Origin of the sequence: Pseudonocardia kongjuensis, assembly GCF_039526905.1 — a bacterium.
In the GTDB taxonomy this organism is placed as follows: domain Bacteria; phylum Actinomycetota; class Actinomycetes; order Mycobacteriales; family Pseudonocardiaceae; genus Pseudonocardia; species Pseudonocardia kongjuensis.
On the sequence record NZ_BAAAJK010000002.1, the window covers coordinates 37,272 to 51,569 of the forward strand.

Annotated in this window: 15 protein-coding genes; 6 read left to right on the top strand and 9 right to left on the bottom strand. The window is 70.8% G+C overall.

Annotated elements, in window-relative coordinates:
• Window positions 1–36: 36 nt before the first annotated feature.
• Genes ABD160_RS02980 through ABD160_RS02995 form a run of 4 tightly spaced genes read left to right on the top strand, consistent with a single transcriptional unit; the run spans window position 37 to window position 3,442 of the window.
• Window positions 37–1,395, top strand: a complete 1,359-nt coding sequence (locus tag ABD160_RS02980; RefSeq protein ID WP_344018049.1) for an alpha/beta hydrolase — start codon at window positions 37–39, stop codon at window positions 1,393–1,395.
• A gap of 28 nt (window positions 1,396–1,423) precedes the next feature.
• On the top strand, window positions 1,424–1,801 hold the full coding sequence (locus ABD160_RS02985; protein WP_344018050.1) for a hypothetical protein: 378 nt from the start codon (window positions 1,424–1,426) through the stop codon (window positions 1,799–1,801).
• 44 nt (window positions 1,802–1,845) lie between these two features.
• Window positions 1,846–2,754 (top strand): alpha/beta hydrolase, encoded by a 909-nt coding sequence (locus ABD160_RS02990; RefSeq protein ID WP_344018051.1) that lies wholly within the window; start codon window positions 1,846–1,848, stop codon window positions 2,752–2,754.
• Window positions 2,755–2,794: 40 nt separating this feature from the next.
• The gene (locus ABD160_RS02995) at window positions 2,795–3,442 is read left to right on the top strand and encodes a flavin reductase family protein (protein WP_344018052.1); all 648 of its coding nucleotides are present in this window, start codon (window positions 2,795–2,797) and stop codon (window positions 3,440–3,442) included.
• A gap of 44 nt (window positions 3,443–3,486) precedes the next feature.
• Here ABD160_RS02995 and rraA read toward each other — a convergent pair whose 3' ends face one another.
• The 7 genes from rraA to ABD160_RS03030 form a co-directional block, all read right to left on the bottom strand.
• Window positions 3,487–3,993, bottom strand: coding sequence for a ribonuclease E activity regulator RraA (gene rraA, locus ABD160_RS03000; RefSeq protein WP_344018054.1), 507 nt, complete (start codon window positions 3,991–3,993; stop codon window positions 3,487–3,489).
• Window positions 3,994–4,027: 34 nt separating this feature from the next.
• Complete coding sequence (locus ABD160_RS03005; RefSeq protein WP_344018055.1) at window positions 4,028–4,795, bottom strand: IclR family transcriptional regulator; 768 nt, start codon at window positions 4,793–4,795, stop codon at window positions 4,028–4,030.
• A 127-nt stretch (window positions 4,796–4,922) separates the two neighbouring features.
• Window positions 4,923–5,714, bottom strand: coding sequence for an alpha/beta fold hydrolase (locus ABD160_RS03010; RefSeq protein WP_344018056.1), 792 nt, complete (start codon window positions 5,712–5,714; stop codon window positions 4,923–4,925).
• Window positions 5,711–6,169, bottom strand: coding sequence for a (2Fe-2S)-binding protein (locus ABD160_RS03015; RefSeq protein ID WP_344018057.1), 459 nt, complete (start codon window positions 6,167–6,169; stop codon window positions 5,711–5,713). The genes ABD160_RS03010 and ABD160_RS03015 overlap by 4 nt, the downstream gene beginning before the upstream one ends.
• Window positions 6,166–8,553 carry a xanthine dehydrogenase family protein molybdopterin-binding subunit gene (locus ABD160_RS03020; protein WP_344018058.1) on the bottom strand — a complete coding sequence of 796 codons (2,388 nt, stop codon included), beginning with the start codon at window positions 8,551–8,553 and terminating at the stop codon, window positions 6,166–6,168. Before ABD160_RS03020 ends, ABD160_RS03015 begins: the two co-directional genes overlap by 4 nt.
• Window positions 8,546–9,400 (bottom strand): FAD binding domain-containing protein, encoded by an 855-nt coding sequence (locus ABD160_RS03025; protein WP_344018059.1) that lies wholly within the window; start codon window positions 9,398–9,400, stop codon window positions 8,546–8,548. The genes ABD160_RS03020 and ABD160_RS03025 overlap by 8 nt, the downstream gene beginning before the upstream one ends.
• Window positions 9,397–10,110, bottom strand: a complete 714-nt coding sequence (locus ABD160_RS03030) for an SRPBCC family protein (protein WP_344018061.1) — start codon at window positions 10,108–10,110, stop codon at window positions 9,397–9,399. Before ABD160_RS03030 ends, ABD160_RS03025 begins: the two co-directional genes overlap by 4 nt.
• A 388-nt stretch (window positions 10,111–10,498) precedes the next feature.
• Between ABD160_RS03030 and wrbA the strand changes: the two genes are divergently transcribed.
• Together wrbA and ABD160_RS03040 are read left to right on the top strand one after the other, a co-directional pair.
• Window positions 10,499–11,176: an NAD(P)H:quinone oxidoreductase gene (wrbA, locus tag ABD160_RS03035; protein WP_344018062.1), complete on the top strand. Its 678-nt coding sequence runs from the start codon at window positions 10,499–10,501 to the stop codon at window positions 11,174–11,176.
• Window positions 11,177–11,419: 243 nt separating this feature from the next.
• A complete protein-coding gene (locus ABD160_RS03040; RefSeq protein WP_344018063.1) occupies window positions 11,420–12,340 on the top strand; it encodes a zinc-binding dehydrogenase in 921 nt (306 codons plus the stop codon).
• A 149-nt stretch (window positions 12,341–12,489) separates the two neighbouring features.
• Here the strand turns inward: ABD160_RS03040 and ABD160_RS03045 are convergent, their stop codons facing one another.
• Both ABD160_RS03045 and fdxA read right to left on the bottom strand, forming a co-directional pair.
• Window positions 12,490–13,677 carry a cytochrome P450 gene (locus tag ABD160_RS03045; RefSeq protein ID WP_344018064.1) on the bottom strand — a complete coding sequence of 396 codons (1,188 nt, stop codon included), beginning with the start codon at window positions 13,675–13,677 and terminating at the stop codon, window positions 12,490–12,492.
• Window positions 13,678–13,850: 173 nt separating this feature from the next.
• Entirely contained in the window at window positions 13,851–14,177 is a 327-nt protein-coding gene (fdxA, locus tag ABD160_RS03050; protein WP_344018065.1) for a ferredoxin, read from the bottom strand.
• Between the last annotated feature and the right edge of the window lie 121 nt (window positions 14,178–14,298).

The following is a 14,298-nucleotide window of genomic DNA, read 5'->3' on the forward strand; positions in this document are numbered from 1 at the left end:
AGTTCCGGTCTCCCGCTCGCTCCGGGATCACGGGCGATGTCCCTGCGCGTCCAGCGGCGTCGCCCGTCCCCGCCATTACTCGAACGAAGGATCGCCATGGCAAAGCCCGATGTCCTCGCGCTCGACCCCAGTCGAGGTGGTCCGGCCATCTCCTGGCCCGGGCTCGGGTTGTACAACTACGAGCCGGTCGCCGGCTTCGAGCAGGAGGTCGTACGTCTGCAGGCCGAGGACGGCGGCTGGTCGCAGGGCATCCTGTACTCGAGCGGGCGGGAGAAGACGGTCGTCTGCTTCATGCATCCCCGGGCGGACTTCACCTCGCACTACTGCCTGCCCGCCATGACCGAGCACGGCCTCGCGGTCTTCGGACAGCGGACCCGGTGGAGCAACAACGACACGGCGTGCATCCACGAGATCGCACTGGCCGACGTGGCCGCGAGCGTGCGCCTCCTGCGGGCCCGGGGGTTCGAGAGGATCATCCTGGTCGGCAACAGCGGGGGAGGCAGCCTCTACACCTTCTACCAGGCACAGGCCGCGACGCCGCCGCCCGGTCGGCTGACGCACACCGCCGCGGGGGACCCGTACGACCTCAACGAGCTGGACATGCCCGAGGTCGACGGCCTGGTCCTGCTCGCGGCCCACCCGGGAGAGGGCAAGTATCTGATGTCGGTGATCGACCCCTCGGTCACCGACGAGTACGACCCGTTGTCGTGTGACGCCTCGCTCGACATGTACAACCCGGAGAACGGCTACCGCCCGGCTCCGGAGGAGAGCTCCTACAGTGACGAGTTCGTCGCCCGGTTCCGTGCGGGACAACGCGCCCGGGTGCACCGGCTCGACGCCATCGCCCGGCAGAAGATCGCGGACAAGCGCGCCTACGAGGCCCTCGAGGCGGCGCCGGACTTCGCGTCCCGGCCGCTCGACGAGCGCTTGCAGATCTCGCGGCGCGCGGCATCGAGCACCTTTCTGCCCGTCTACCGGACCGATGCCAATCCGGCGTTCTGCGATCTCTCGCTCGAGCAGCCGTCCACCCGATCCGTCGGGTCGCTGCTCGGCGTCGACTGCGCCAGGGAGAACTACAAGATCGGTGGATTCGGGGCCAACCTGACCCCGGAGGCATGGCTCTCGACGTGGTCCGGGCTGTCGTCGCACGGATCCGTCCTCGACAACCTGCGATCGGTCACGACACCGCTGCTGATCGTCTTCTACACCGGCGACTGCGCGATCTTCCACGACGGGGTCGAGCAGATGGTGAAGGCGACGGCGTCGACCGACACGGAGGTCGTTCGCCTGGCCGGTAACCACTTCGGGCTGACCGCGGACGGCTCGACCGAGCCGCGCGACGAGGCCGCTCTGAAGATCATCGACTGGATCGGTACGCGCTTCGCGTTGGCGTGACGATCCGACCGCACGGAGAGGAACGATCATGGCGGTACCCCCTGCAGTGCTTCTCGCGTTCACCGAACCCGTTTCGGACGATCGCCTCGACGAGTTCCACCGCTGGTACGACGAGGTCCACGTCCCCGAGCTCATCGAGAAGATCGACGGCGTCGTGTCCGTGACCCGCTACGCACTGGGTGAGCAACAGCTGGTGCCGACGGCCGAGCTCCCGGGCAGGCGGTTCCTGGCCGTGTACACCCTCGACGGCCCGGATGTCGCGTCCGTCGCCGACCAGCTCGGCCGGGCGCTGCGCGACATGGAGTTCCGGATGTCGCCCGCGGTGAACGACTCGGACAAGGCGCCGGTGCTGCACTTCTACACCCCGATCGGTGCGTCGCGGTCCGCAGCAGGGCCGACGCCGTGAGTGCCTCGACCTTCGAGCTCGACCCCGCGGTCGCCGCGCGGCTGATGGTGATCGGCGGCGACCGGCCGCCTCCGGTCCTGCCGGTCGGTGACGTGGAATCCCGGCGGGTGACGGTGGGCGGGCTGCAGCAGATGCTGCATGCCGAGCTCGACCGCCCGGCCGATGTCGCGGTCCGGACTTTTCGGACCCGGGCCGACGACGGGGCGGAGCTGGCGCTCCACTGGTTCCACCAGGCCGGGACGTCGCCCGGATCCGCCGTGCTCTACCTGCACGGCGGCGGAATGATCATGGGTAGCGTTGCGCTGTACGACGCTCCGATCGCGCGGCACGTCGCCGCGACGGGCGTCCCGTTCCTGGCCGTCGAGTACCGCTACGCCCCGGAGTTCCCGCACCCGGTCCCGGCCTCGGACTGCTATGCCGCCCTGATGTGGCTGGCCGGCCACGCCGAGAGCCTGGGTGTGGATCCCGGGCGGATCGCGGTGATGGGCGACAGCGGTGGCGGGGGACTGGCGGCCGCCGTCGCGATCCTGGTGCGAGACCGCTCGGGTCCGGCGCCGGCCAGGCAGATTCTCGTCTATCCGATGCTGGACGATCGCACCACGGAGCCGGATCCTGCCATCGCGTCACTGTGCACCTGGTCCTACGAGGACAACGCGACCGGATGGGGAGCGTTGCTCGGCGCGGCCGCAGGTGGCCCGGATGTCGCGCCCAGTGCGGCACCGGCGCGGCTGACGGATTTCTCCGGTCTGGCCCCGGCCTACATCGAAGTCGGTGCGATCGACGTCTTCCGCGACGAGTGCGTCGGATACGCCCGCCGCCTGCTGGCGGCGGGTGTGGACACCGAGCTGCACGTCGTTCCCGGGGCGCCGCACGCCTTCGACGCGATCGCGCCGGCCGCGGCGGTATCGCTGCGGGTCGTGGCGGACCGGAATCGGGTGATCAGCGATCTCTGAGCTGATCGCCGGTTCACACCGGGCCCCCACCGTGGGCCCGGTGCCGGCGCTCGCGAAGCGCACACGCTTCCGGCGCGGCTCGCTCGCCGACCGGACGACGGAAAGCACGTCGTCCGGGTCACAGAAGGCTGGAACTCAACCCGGGTTCAGGTTCGAGGATGTGTGGATGGACCGGAACCAGAGCACAGCGGCAGACGTCGTCGATCCCGCGGCGTTCCGGCGGGCGTTCCGCGGGCACCCGAGCGGCGTGGCGATCATCACCGCCGGCGGGCCGGACGGGCCGGTCGGGGTCACGGCGTCGTCCGTCGCCTCGGTGTCGACCCGGCCACCGGCCCTGTCGTTCTCGATCGCGGAGAACTCGCGCCTGGCGGTCCCGATCCGGCACCGCCGATCGCTGCTGGTCCACCTGCTCGACTCCCGCGATGCCGATCTCGGGGCGCGATTCGCCGAGCCGGGTGCGTCACGGTTCGGGCAGGAGACCCGGTGGCGCCTGACCGATCGCGGGGAACCACACCTGCTCGATGTCGGCACGGTGCTGCGTTGCACAGTGCACCGGACGCTCGATGTGGGGGACGCGCTGTTGGTCGGTGCTCTCGTGGTCGGGATGCTCGGACCGGGGCACGATGGCGACCGACTGGCCTATGTGGAGCGGCGCTATCACTCCATCCCGGCCGGCTCGGGTGCGTGACGCCGGCCGGGACGGTGATCGATGCCGAGGGCTGCTCGCAGCCGCTACGCGGATCGCCGACCGGTCGGCGGCAGGACCACCACACCGTCGTCGTCGCAGACGATCTCCTGGCCGGGGAGGAACGTCGCGCCTCCGAAGCTCAGCGGCACGTCCCTGCTGCCGGTGCCCTCCTTGCGGCTGCGGCGGGGATTGGAACCGACGGCCTTGATCCCGAGGTCGATCGTGGCGAGGGCTGCGACGTCGCGGACGGCACCGTGCACGACGATGCCCTGCCAGCCGTTGCGGGCCGCCGTCATCGCCATGTTGTCGCCGAGTAGCGCCGTGCGGTTCGAGCCCTCGCCGTCGATCACCAGGACCCGGCCGCGGCCGGGTTCCGCGACCGCGTCCTTGACGAGCTGGTTCTCGTCACGCGCCCGCACCGTGCTGATGGTGCCGCGGAAGGTGGACCGCGCGCCGTACTGCCGGAACTGGATCTCGCACGACTCCAGCTCCTCGCCGTAGTGGTCGTAGAGGTCGGCGGTGGTGGTGATCGTCGTGGCGGAGGTGGTCATGGCACTCCCTGCGTCGGTCGGGATGAGGTCCGGATCATGTGGCGGTGGCGTCCGCGACCGGCACACCGCCGTCGACGTCGACCGGCAGCGTCCCGCCGGTACGCTCGGTGAGCCGGTCGGCCGTGGCGTGGACGAGCCGGCCGACCGGTGCGATGTTGTCGGCGTCGAGCTCGCTGGAGAAGGTCAGGACGCCGAGCACGAGGTGGGCCCGTCCCGACCGGTCGAAGATCGGGGCGGCGGCAGCGCTCTGGGCGAGATCGAACTGCCGGATGCTCGTGCTGTAGCCGTGGGCCCGGACGTCGGCGAAGGTCTGTGCCAAGCCGTCCACGTCGGTGACGGTGTGCTCGGTGAACCGTTCGACGATCCGGGTCCGGATGACGGTCCGGAACTCCTCGAACGGTCTGTGGGCATACATCGCCTGCATGATCGCCGGGGCCGAGAACGGGAAGCGGTCGCCGACGCCGACGGTGACCCGGACTCCCCGGCGGGGATCTGCCACCGCGACGACCGTGTACCCGCCGGAGCCGTCCTGCTTCACCGCGAAGACGAGCTGGTCGATCTGCCGGGCCAGTCCGTCGATCTCCTCCTGGATCATGATGACCGCGGAGTCCTCGCTGAGCCCGGTCAACGAGAGCAGACCGGGCCCGAGGGTCCAGCCACCCCGCGCCTCGAGTTTGGTCACCCAGCCGGTCCGCTGCAGCGTGGCGAGGATGTTGTAGCAGGTCGAGCGGTTGAGCTGGAGTTCGTTCACGAGGACCGTCGGTGACACCGGTCTGGGGAGGTCGGCGGCCAGTCGTTCCATGATGCGGATCGCGGCGCCCACCGCGGGTACGTCATTCGACACGGTCGTCCCTTCCCCGGATCTACGCCTTTCATGGAGGAATGTACATCCTGCTCCGGAGACGCATCGCGTCTCCGGAGCAGGATCGTCAGGTCCGTGCGGCCACGGCGACGATGTGCTCGCGGGCGAGTTCCCGGGCCTCCGCACTCTCGATGAGGCTCAGGTGCCGGGTGCCGCCGAGCACGTGCAGGTCGGAGCCGGCGATGCCGTGGTGGAGCGTCGCGGCCATGTCCGGCGGGGTGGCGTAGTCGTCCTCGCCGACGATCACCCGGGTCGGTGCGCTGATCCCGGACAGCCGCGAGGTGTCGTCGAACGCCCCCATCGCTCGGCAGGCGGCCGCATGGGCCTCGGAGCCGGTCCGGGTGAAGATCAGCGACACCCGGTCGACCTCCGCGGGGTCCTCCTCCAGGAACTGCGGCGAGAACCATCGGTCTCGTTGGAACGAGAGTTGCCTCTCGCGGGGGATCGAGACCGCCTTCGTGGCTCGTTCGGCCCACGTCACGGCCTTGTCCGGCCCGTAGTCGGCCGTGGTGTCGGCGAGGGTGAGGCTGCCGACCAGCGTGGGGTGACGCACGGCGAGCGCCACCGCGGTGCAGCCACCCATGGACAGCGCGGCGAGATGTGCCGGGCCGGCGTCGAGGTGCTCCACGAGGGCGGCGACGTCGGCTGCGAGGTCCGGGATCGAGAAGGCGGTGCCGTCCCAGGTCGACTCACCGTGCCCGCGGGCGTCCGGTGTGACGACGCGGAACTCCGACGACAGGTCGTCGACCAGCCTGCGCCACACCGCGCCGGAGAGGGCGAGCGGATGGAGCAGGACGACCAGCGGTCCGCGACCCTCGTCGCCGTACCGCAGGGTCCCCCATGGGCGGTGCAGCCTCATCGGACGGCCCTCGTCGAGGCGAGCCGCACCGCGGTGATGATCTCGGGGTACGTCGCGCACCGGCAGATGTTGCCCTCCAGGTGTTCGACGATCTGCTCGTCGGACGGATCGAGGTTCTCCGCCAGCAGTTCGGTCGTCATGAGCACGAACCCGGGGATGCAGTAGCCGCACTGCATGGCGTCGCTGTCGACGAACGCGGAGACGACCGGGTCGTCCTCCGGCAGGCCGTCCGCTGTCGACAGCGGGACCCCGTCGTAGCGGACGGCAGGGGCGAGGCAGGCGGAGACGCTGCGTCCGTCGGCGAGGACGGTGCAGGCCCCGCACGCCCCGACCCCGCACCCCTCGCGAGCGCTGGTGACGCCGATGCGCTCCCGTAGGACGTCGAGCAGCAGCGCGGTGTCGTCGACGCCGACCGGGTGGCCGGTGCCGTTGACCCGCAGGGTGATGTCGGTCATCGGTCGGCCTTCCGGGCGTCGTTCAGGTGGTTCAGGACCCGCTCGGGGGTGAGCGGCAGGGTGGTGATCCGCACGCCGCACGCGTCCCGCAGCGCGCCCGCGTACGCCGGTGCGATGGGCAGGATCGTCGTCTCGCCGACCCCCTTGGCCCCGAACGGCCCGTCACGGTGCGCGCTCTCCACGACGATCGGGGTGAGTTTCTCGGGCAGGTCCTTGATCGACGGCAGCTGGTAGTCGAGGAGCGTGGCGTTGGTCAGCTGACCGTGGTCGTAGACGAGCTCGTCGAACAGGGTGTGGCCGAGCCCCATCACCGCGGCGCCGGTCAGCTGTTGCTCGACCAGCGTCGGATTGATCGCCTTCCCGACGTCACCGGCGACCGCGAGGTGCGAGGTGTGGATGCGCCCTGTCCAGGTGTCGACCGCGATACGGACGGCCGCGGCTCCGGCGAACCAGTGCTCGGTCGCCTTCTCGGTGAGCCCGGTGTCGTGGTCGTAGGGGACCCACCAGCTCGTGAAGTTCTCCGCGGTGGTGACCGTGGCGCCGCGGGCCCCGAATCTGGAGCGAACGAGGTCGGGGACCGTGATCCGCCGATCGCTGTCGGGGTGCGTGACCCCACCGGTGTCGAGCAGGAGATCCTCGGCGGGCACGCCCCACTGCTCGGCGGCGAAGCCGAGCAGCTTCGTCCGCATGGCCTCCGCGACCAGGCGGACGGCGTTGCCGGTGTGGTAGGTCGAGCGGCTACCTGCGGTGATGGTGTCGTAGGGGGTGGTGTCGGTGTCGGCCCGGACCACATGGATCGCCCGGCTGTCCAGCCGGAGGACCTCGCCGACGATCTGGGACATGATCGTGTCGCTGCCCTGCCCCATGTCGACCGTGCTGATCAGGAGCGTGGCGGACCCGTCCTGGTTCAGGTTCAGCGTGGCATTCGCGATCGTCGGGGTCAGAACTGCCTTCATACCGACCGCCACGCCCTTGCCGTGCACCCATCGGCCGTCACCGGGCGGGGTGGCGTCGTCCCACCCGACAGCCCTGGTGACCTCGTCCATGCAGGCGACGAAGTCCGCGCTGTGCATCGCTGTACCGACCGTTGCGACATCACCTTCCCGGAGGAGGTGCCGCCGACGGAACCGGTACGGGTCCTCGCCGAGTTCGCGGGCGAGCTCGTCGATCAGCGTCTCGTGCGACCAGGTGACCTGCGGGACGCCGAAACCACGGAACGGGCCGGCCGAGACCTTGTTCGTGTAGACGCAGCGGGACCTGACGTCGACGCTCCGGATCCGGTAGGGGCCCGGGGCGACGAGGCCGGACTTCGCGGTGATGCGCGGCCCGACGTCGGCGAACGCTCCGGTGTCGTACCGGACGTCGGAGGTGAAGGACACGAGCTCGCCGTCCGCGTCCGCCGAGATCGAGCCGATGACCTCGGCACCGTGCCGGGTCGTGAGCAGGAAGGCCTCCTCGCGGGTCGCGTCGATCCGGACCCGGCGACGGGTGGTCCACGCGAGAGCGGCCGCGAGCGGCTCCAGCCGGTCGTACATCTTCGCGCCGAAGCTGCCCCCGAGCGGCCGGGTCATGATGCGGACCCGCGACAGCGGCAGGCCGAGCATCCCGGCGACGGTCTGGCGGACGTAGGACGGCGTCTGGGTCGTCGTCAGCATCTCGAGTCGGTCGCTCTCGACCCAGGCCGTCGTCGACGGGAGCTCGATGGGCACGTGATGGGTCGGCGGAGCCCAGGTCGTCGCGGTCACGGTGCTGGCGGCGGCCGCCCGTTCGGCTGCGGCGTCGCCGCTGACCTGCCGGTACTCGTAGCAGACGTTGGTGTCCCGGACCCCGCTCAGGTGGGCGAGATCGGCGAACACCGAGCTCGGCCGCAGCTCGTCGTGGACGAACGACCCGCCGCGGAGCCCGGCGGCGATGTCGTGGACGGGCGGGAGCTCCTCGTACTCGACGACGACGAGATCGGCCGCCGCGCGTGCGGTCCGGCGGTCGGTCGCGAGGACCGCCGCGACCGCTTCGCCGACGTAGCGGACCTTGTCGACGGCGAGGCACGGCTGGTCCGAGAACGCCGGGCCGGTGAAGACACGGTCGCCGAGGATCTGATGGAGGTCACGTCCGGTGACCACGGCGAGCACGCCGTCGAGCTCCAGCGCCGGAGCGGGATCCACCCCGATGATGCGCGCGTGCGGCACGGTGCTGCGGTGCACACCGACGAAGGCGGTCCCCGGAGTCGCCGGCTCGTCGCCGGTGTAGCGCATCGTGCCGCGGACCCGGCCGAGCGCATCGAACCGCCGACGCCGTTCGCCGACGCCCCATACCTGGTCGACATCGGTCTCGGCCGGAGCAGCTGCCTGGGCCGGTGCGGCGGACCGGGTGATGATGTCAGTCACGGGCAAACTCCTTCAGACAACGGCGCACGGCCTCCTCGACGGCGACCCGTCCCAGCTGCGCCTTGTAGGCGGCGCTCCCGCGGACGTCGGGGATCGGGTCCATCGCCGAGTTCGCGATGTCGATCGCAGCGTCCACGGCCTGTTGCTCGTCCATGTCGGCGGTCAGGTCGAACGCCAGGTAGACGGTCGTCGGGGCGACCGCACCCAGCCCGATCCGGATCTCGATGAAGCCGTCGTCGGGGACGGCGAGGACCGCGGCGGAGGCCGACGGCCAGTCGTTGCGGCTCAGGGCACGCATCTTCGCGAAGGCTCCGCGGGCCCGAGCGGGCTGCGCCGGGACGCTGATCGCCGTGATGAGCTCGCCGTGCTCGATCGCGGTCTCCTGGAAGTCGGTGAAGAACTCCCGGATCGAGACGTGTCGTACACCGGTGGACGAGGTCAGTTCCACCGTGGCGTCCAGGACGGCCAGCGCGGTGGGCGGGTCGAGCCGGTAGTCGCCGTGGGCGATGTTGCCGCCGGCACTCGCGGTGTTGCGGACCCGGGGGTTCGCGACGTGACCGTAGGTCTCGGAGGCCAGCGGGATCAGCTGCCGCACCCGGGTATCCGTCTCGACCCGGCGCAGCGGGGTCAGCGCTCCGATCCGCACCGTGTCATCGGTGACGACGACATCGGTGAGGCCCGGTACCCGGGCGATGTCGACGTAGTCCTCGGTGAACAGCAATCCCTGCTTGCGCAGGATCTGGATGGCCGTCCCGCCGCCGTAGACCATGGCGTCGTCCAGGTCGCGCAGCAGGGCCGTGGTCTCCTCGAGGGAGTCCGGACGGTGGACACGCGCGTCGCCGGTCATCGCCGTGCGCTCCGCTGTCCGAACAGGACCCCGTAGCCGAACGCGGCGGCCACGGCCAGTCCGAGGACGAGCCAGTCCGGTCGCGCCGGTGCGGGTGCCGGGGCCACCGGGGCGGACTGCCGGACGGGGACCCCGGCCGAACCCGTTCCCGTGGAGCCGGTCACGCCGGCGCTCGCGTCGTCTCCTGCGCGTGGCGAGGGCGCAACGGCGCGGCGGGAGCCGGACTGCGGGACCGGCTTGCCGGCGCAGATCGCGGTGAGCGCCTCGGCGAACTGGCGCTCGACCTCGGCGGTACGCCGCCGGATCACGGCCTCGCCGAGCCGGCCGAGCTTCCCCCGGATCGCGAGCTCGAACTCGTATCCGACCTGTGACGCCTCGCCGTCCGCCGACTGTTCGGGGGTGACCGTGAGCGTGGCGTCCATCCGGATGGTGCTGCCGAGCCTGCGGTCCTCACCCCGCAGGACCGCGGTGACGACGGCGGGCTCGGCCGGACCGACGGGCTGGGTGACGGAGACGATCTCGGCGACGAAGCCCGCCGTGAACTTCACGTGCGCGACCTCGTTGACGAGGCTGCCCCGGTAGTGCGTCTCGTCGGTCTGTACCAGCTCCTCGCAACCGGGGATGCAGGACTGCATGGTGGCCGGGTCGAGGAACAGCGCGACGACCTTGTCGGCCGCCGCGGGGACTGCGAAAGAGGACGCAAGCTTCATTGATTGACCACCATGGAAGACGACATGTTCTGTATATAGGACGTTAGGAGTGGCGTGGGGAGCTGTCAAGCGCGACTCCAGCAGGATGTTTAGGCGTTCGAGGGCGCGGGCGTCCAGTGGAGCGACGATGTCGATCCACTGGATGGGACTATCGGTCCGCTTGGTCGGACGCTACGCTGCCCGGCGTGGCGGCCCCGGCGGTCGCACTCCGCCCACAGCGCGTCGATCGGCGGAGAGGTCGCCGGGGGGCGTCCACGCGGGGGCGTCCGCTCCCGTGGCCGGCGCACAGACCGGCGACCGTCCCCGGTGCTCGCCCGGCTGTTCCGGGTGTCATCCGGCCGTGCCGCGTCCCGCAGCGCGTGACACGACCCGCCGGGCTTCGGGCTGCATGCCGTACGAGATCAGGTCCGGAGGGTTCATCGTGGAAGCCGTCAAGATCGCAATCGTCTACTACAGCGCGACCGGCAACGTGCACAATCTGGCGACCGCCTACGCGCAGGGTGCCGCGAACGCAGGCGCCGAGGTGCGGGTGCGGCGGGTCAGCGAGCTCGCGCCGGAAGAAGCCATCGCCGCCAATCCGGCGTGGATCCGGCATCGTGACACGACGGCGGGTCTCCCCGTCGCCTCGCACGACGACATCCGATGGGCCGACGGGATCGCGTTCGGGACCCCGACCCGGTTCGGCAACGTCTCGTCCCAGCTGAAGCAGTTCCTCGACTCGATGGGGGGACTCTGGACGGGGGGTGAGCTGGCGGGGAAGACGTACTCGGGATTCACGTCGGCGAGCACCCTGCACGGCGGGCACGAATCGACGCTGCTCGCGCTCTACAACTCCTTCTATCACTTCGGCGGCTTCGTCGTCTCGCCCGGCTACACCGATCCCGTGCAGTTCGTCCTCGGCAATCCCTACGGTCCGTCGCACACCTGCGGATCGCCCACCGAGGCCGCCCTGGAGGATGTCGACGCCTCGGCTGCCGCGCGATACGCGGGCAACCGGCTCGCGACGGTCACGGCGACCCTGCTCGCCGGAGCGGCGCTCCGGGCGACCACCCCCGCCGGCGTCTGAGAGCGCGGCCCCGTCGGGTCCCCGGATCGCCGAGGCCTTGTGCTGTGAGACCACTCACTGACGCAACAGTTCAACTCCGGTTGAGGTCGGATCATCGGTACCGGGCCGACCGGAGAAAGCGCCTCTCGTCCTCTCGGCGAACAGTCGGCCCCGGCGACATCCGCCGAGATCGGCGCCCTCACGAGATGCGAGCCACCTGTGCAGGCAGTTGTTGCGACCGCGGCCGACAACGGGATTCCGGTGATGCGGGAGGTGCCCGATCCGGCACCGGGACCGGGGGAGGTGCTGATGGACGCGGAGGCCGTCCTGCTCGGTGCACCACCGTCCGTGCCGACGGAATGCGAGGTCCCGTCGGCACGGACCCCGGACCCGGTGATCGGGGTGATCCCCGGCGGTGTCGTGATGGGGACGGTCATCGGTTCGGGGAGCGGAGTCGCGGCCGAGCACCTCGGCCGCCGTGTCGTGACCCGGGTCGGACAGGGCGGCTACGCGGAACGCGTCGCCGCCCCCGCATCGAGCCTCGTCCCGGTTCCGGCCGGGGTCTCCGGCGTCGCGGCGGTCGCTCTGTACGACGCCGGGCCCGTGGCGACGGGACTGGCCGAGATCGCGGCGGTCCGTCGCTCGGACCGGGTGGTCCTGCTCCCGGTGGTCGACTCCGTCGCGCCGTTGGTGGTGCAGCTCCTCGCCGGGACCGGAGCATGCCTGGTCGGAGTCGTCCGGTCCGAGGCGGATCGTGAACATGTCGCCGGGATCGCGGTCCGGCACGTCGTCGACATCCGTGCGGCCGACTGGACACACCAGATCATGGATCTGGTGCCCGGCGGTGTGTCGGTCGTGATCGACGGTCTCGGTGGGCGGGACGGGCGGATCGCCGCATGGCTGCTCGCGGACGGCGGTCGCCACCTCACGTCGCGAACCGACGTGCGCCCGGTGCGCTGGGATGCGTGGGAGATCCGTTCCCGGAAGCTGACGGTGCACGACCCCCGTCGCTCCGTCGAGGAACCCGGAGGGCCCACCGCACGACGGACGCGGGCGTACGAGCTCGCGGCGGCCGGACGGCTCTCCCCGCTGATCGGCGCGAGCTATCCGCTGATCCGGGCGGACCGGGCTCATCACGACGTGGCCGGCGGCGCGGTGTCCGGCTCCGTCGTGCTCCTTCCCTGACCGGCATCCCGGACGCCGGTGCGTCGGCCGGGTGCGCGGGGACGAACGCAGGCGCGCGATGCCGTCTCCGGGTCGTCCGGCCGCGCGCCGGGTCGCGAACCGTGCGGAGACCGCGCCGGGTGAGCAGGTCCTGCGTCGGCCGGTGCGTGTCACCAGATCACGGGTAGATGCTTCGGACCGCAGAACATCGGGCTCTCGATCTCCTCGACCGCGGCCCCGGGAGCCAGGCGCAGCCCAGGGAGGCGGTCGAGCAGCACACCGAGGGCTGTCGAGATCTCGGTACGGGCCAGTTCGGCGCCCAGGCACAGGTGGATCCCGTGACCGAACGAGACGTGCCGGCGCGCGCCGGCGCGGTGCGGATCGAACGAGTGGGCGTCCGGGCCGAACACGTCCTCGTCGAGGTTCGCCGACTCGAGGCCGACGACGACCCGGTCGCCCACCTGCAGCGGCTGTCCCTCGAGGTCGAGCGGGGATGCCACGGAACGGACCACGAACCGGATCGCCGAGGCGAACCGCAGGCCCTCCTCACGAGTGTTGTCGAGGTCGGTCCGTCCGGCCAGCAGCTCGGTCCACCGCGAACGGTCGTCGAGCAGCTGGTGGACCGTGGTGCCGATGGTGTAGGCCGTCGTCTCCAGGCCCGCGACGAACAGCTGCCAGGCGTGGAAGGCGATCTCCTGGTCGGTGAGTGCCCGACCGTCGACCTCACCGCGTGCGAGAAGGGTCAGCAGATCGTCGGGGGGTTCCGCGGACGACCGCCGTTCCCGCCCGGCCTCGGTGAAGTACTGCTCCAGGCGTCGCCATGCGTCGGTCCCGAGGAACCTGGCCGGCAGCATCGACGTGATGACCAGGCAGAGCCGGGTCAGCTCGGCTGTGTCCTCCGGGGGTACCCCGACCAGCCGGGAGATCACCCGGGAGGTCAGCGGGAGCGCGAACTCGTCGATCAGGTCGACCGGGCCTCCGGCGGGGAACCTGTCGACGAGCTCGTGTGCACCGGCACTGATCCAGGGTTCGGCGTCAACGATCACCCTGCGCGCGAACGCGGGCCGGAGCAGGGCGCGCAGAGCGGTGTGCGCTGGCGGATCGGCCTGGGTGATCATCTCCGGGAGCAGGGCGTCGCCGTCGTCGGACTCCACGGTGAAGTTGCCGTGATTACTCAGCTGATCGACCGCCCGGAGTGCGGTCAGGACGGTCCCGTGGCGCGGGACGAACGCGAGCCCCGGCCCGATGTGCGGGACGGGACAGGCGCCCGCCCGGGTGCGGACCAGACCCTCCCTGATCGCCGCGATGCTACCGCCGGCGAGCGGGTCGAACTGCTCCACGGGGATCTCTGCTGACATCGGACCATTCCTCTCGAGCACCACCGATCGGATTCGGCCGGTGTTCCGGTCAGAGCGACGACAAGCGTAGGAACGCGGTGCGCGAGGGGGATATCCGTCATCCGCAACGCACAGTCCGGAAGTCGCCGGATGCGGACGGCCCGAGGGACCGGCGCGGCCGCCGTCCTGTGTGGTCAGTCCTCGTGCTCGACCTTCGGCATGGCCACGATCTGCGCGGGATCCTGGGGTACGGGACCGACCCGGGAGGCGCCACCGGGGGAGCCCAGCGTGGCGAAGAAGTCCGCGTTGACCGAGCTGTAGGACGCCCACTGCTGCGGCACGTCGTCCTCGTAGTAGATGGCCTCGACGGGGCAGACCGGTTCGCAGGCGCCGCAGTCGACGCACTCGTCGGGGTGGATGTAGAGCATCCGGCTTCCCTCGTAGATGCAGTCCACGGGGCATTCGTCGATGCACGCGCGGTCGAGCAGGTCGACGCAGGGCTCGGCGATGACATAGGTCATGGGAATCCTCTCGGCGGGAGCGGTCGGGTACGGCGGCGGTTCAGACGGCGGTCCAGCTGTCGCGGCCGTTGAGCAGTGCTTGCAGGTCGGCGTTGCCGGTCTGTGTGGCGTGGTCGACCTG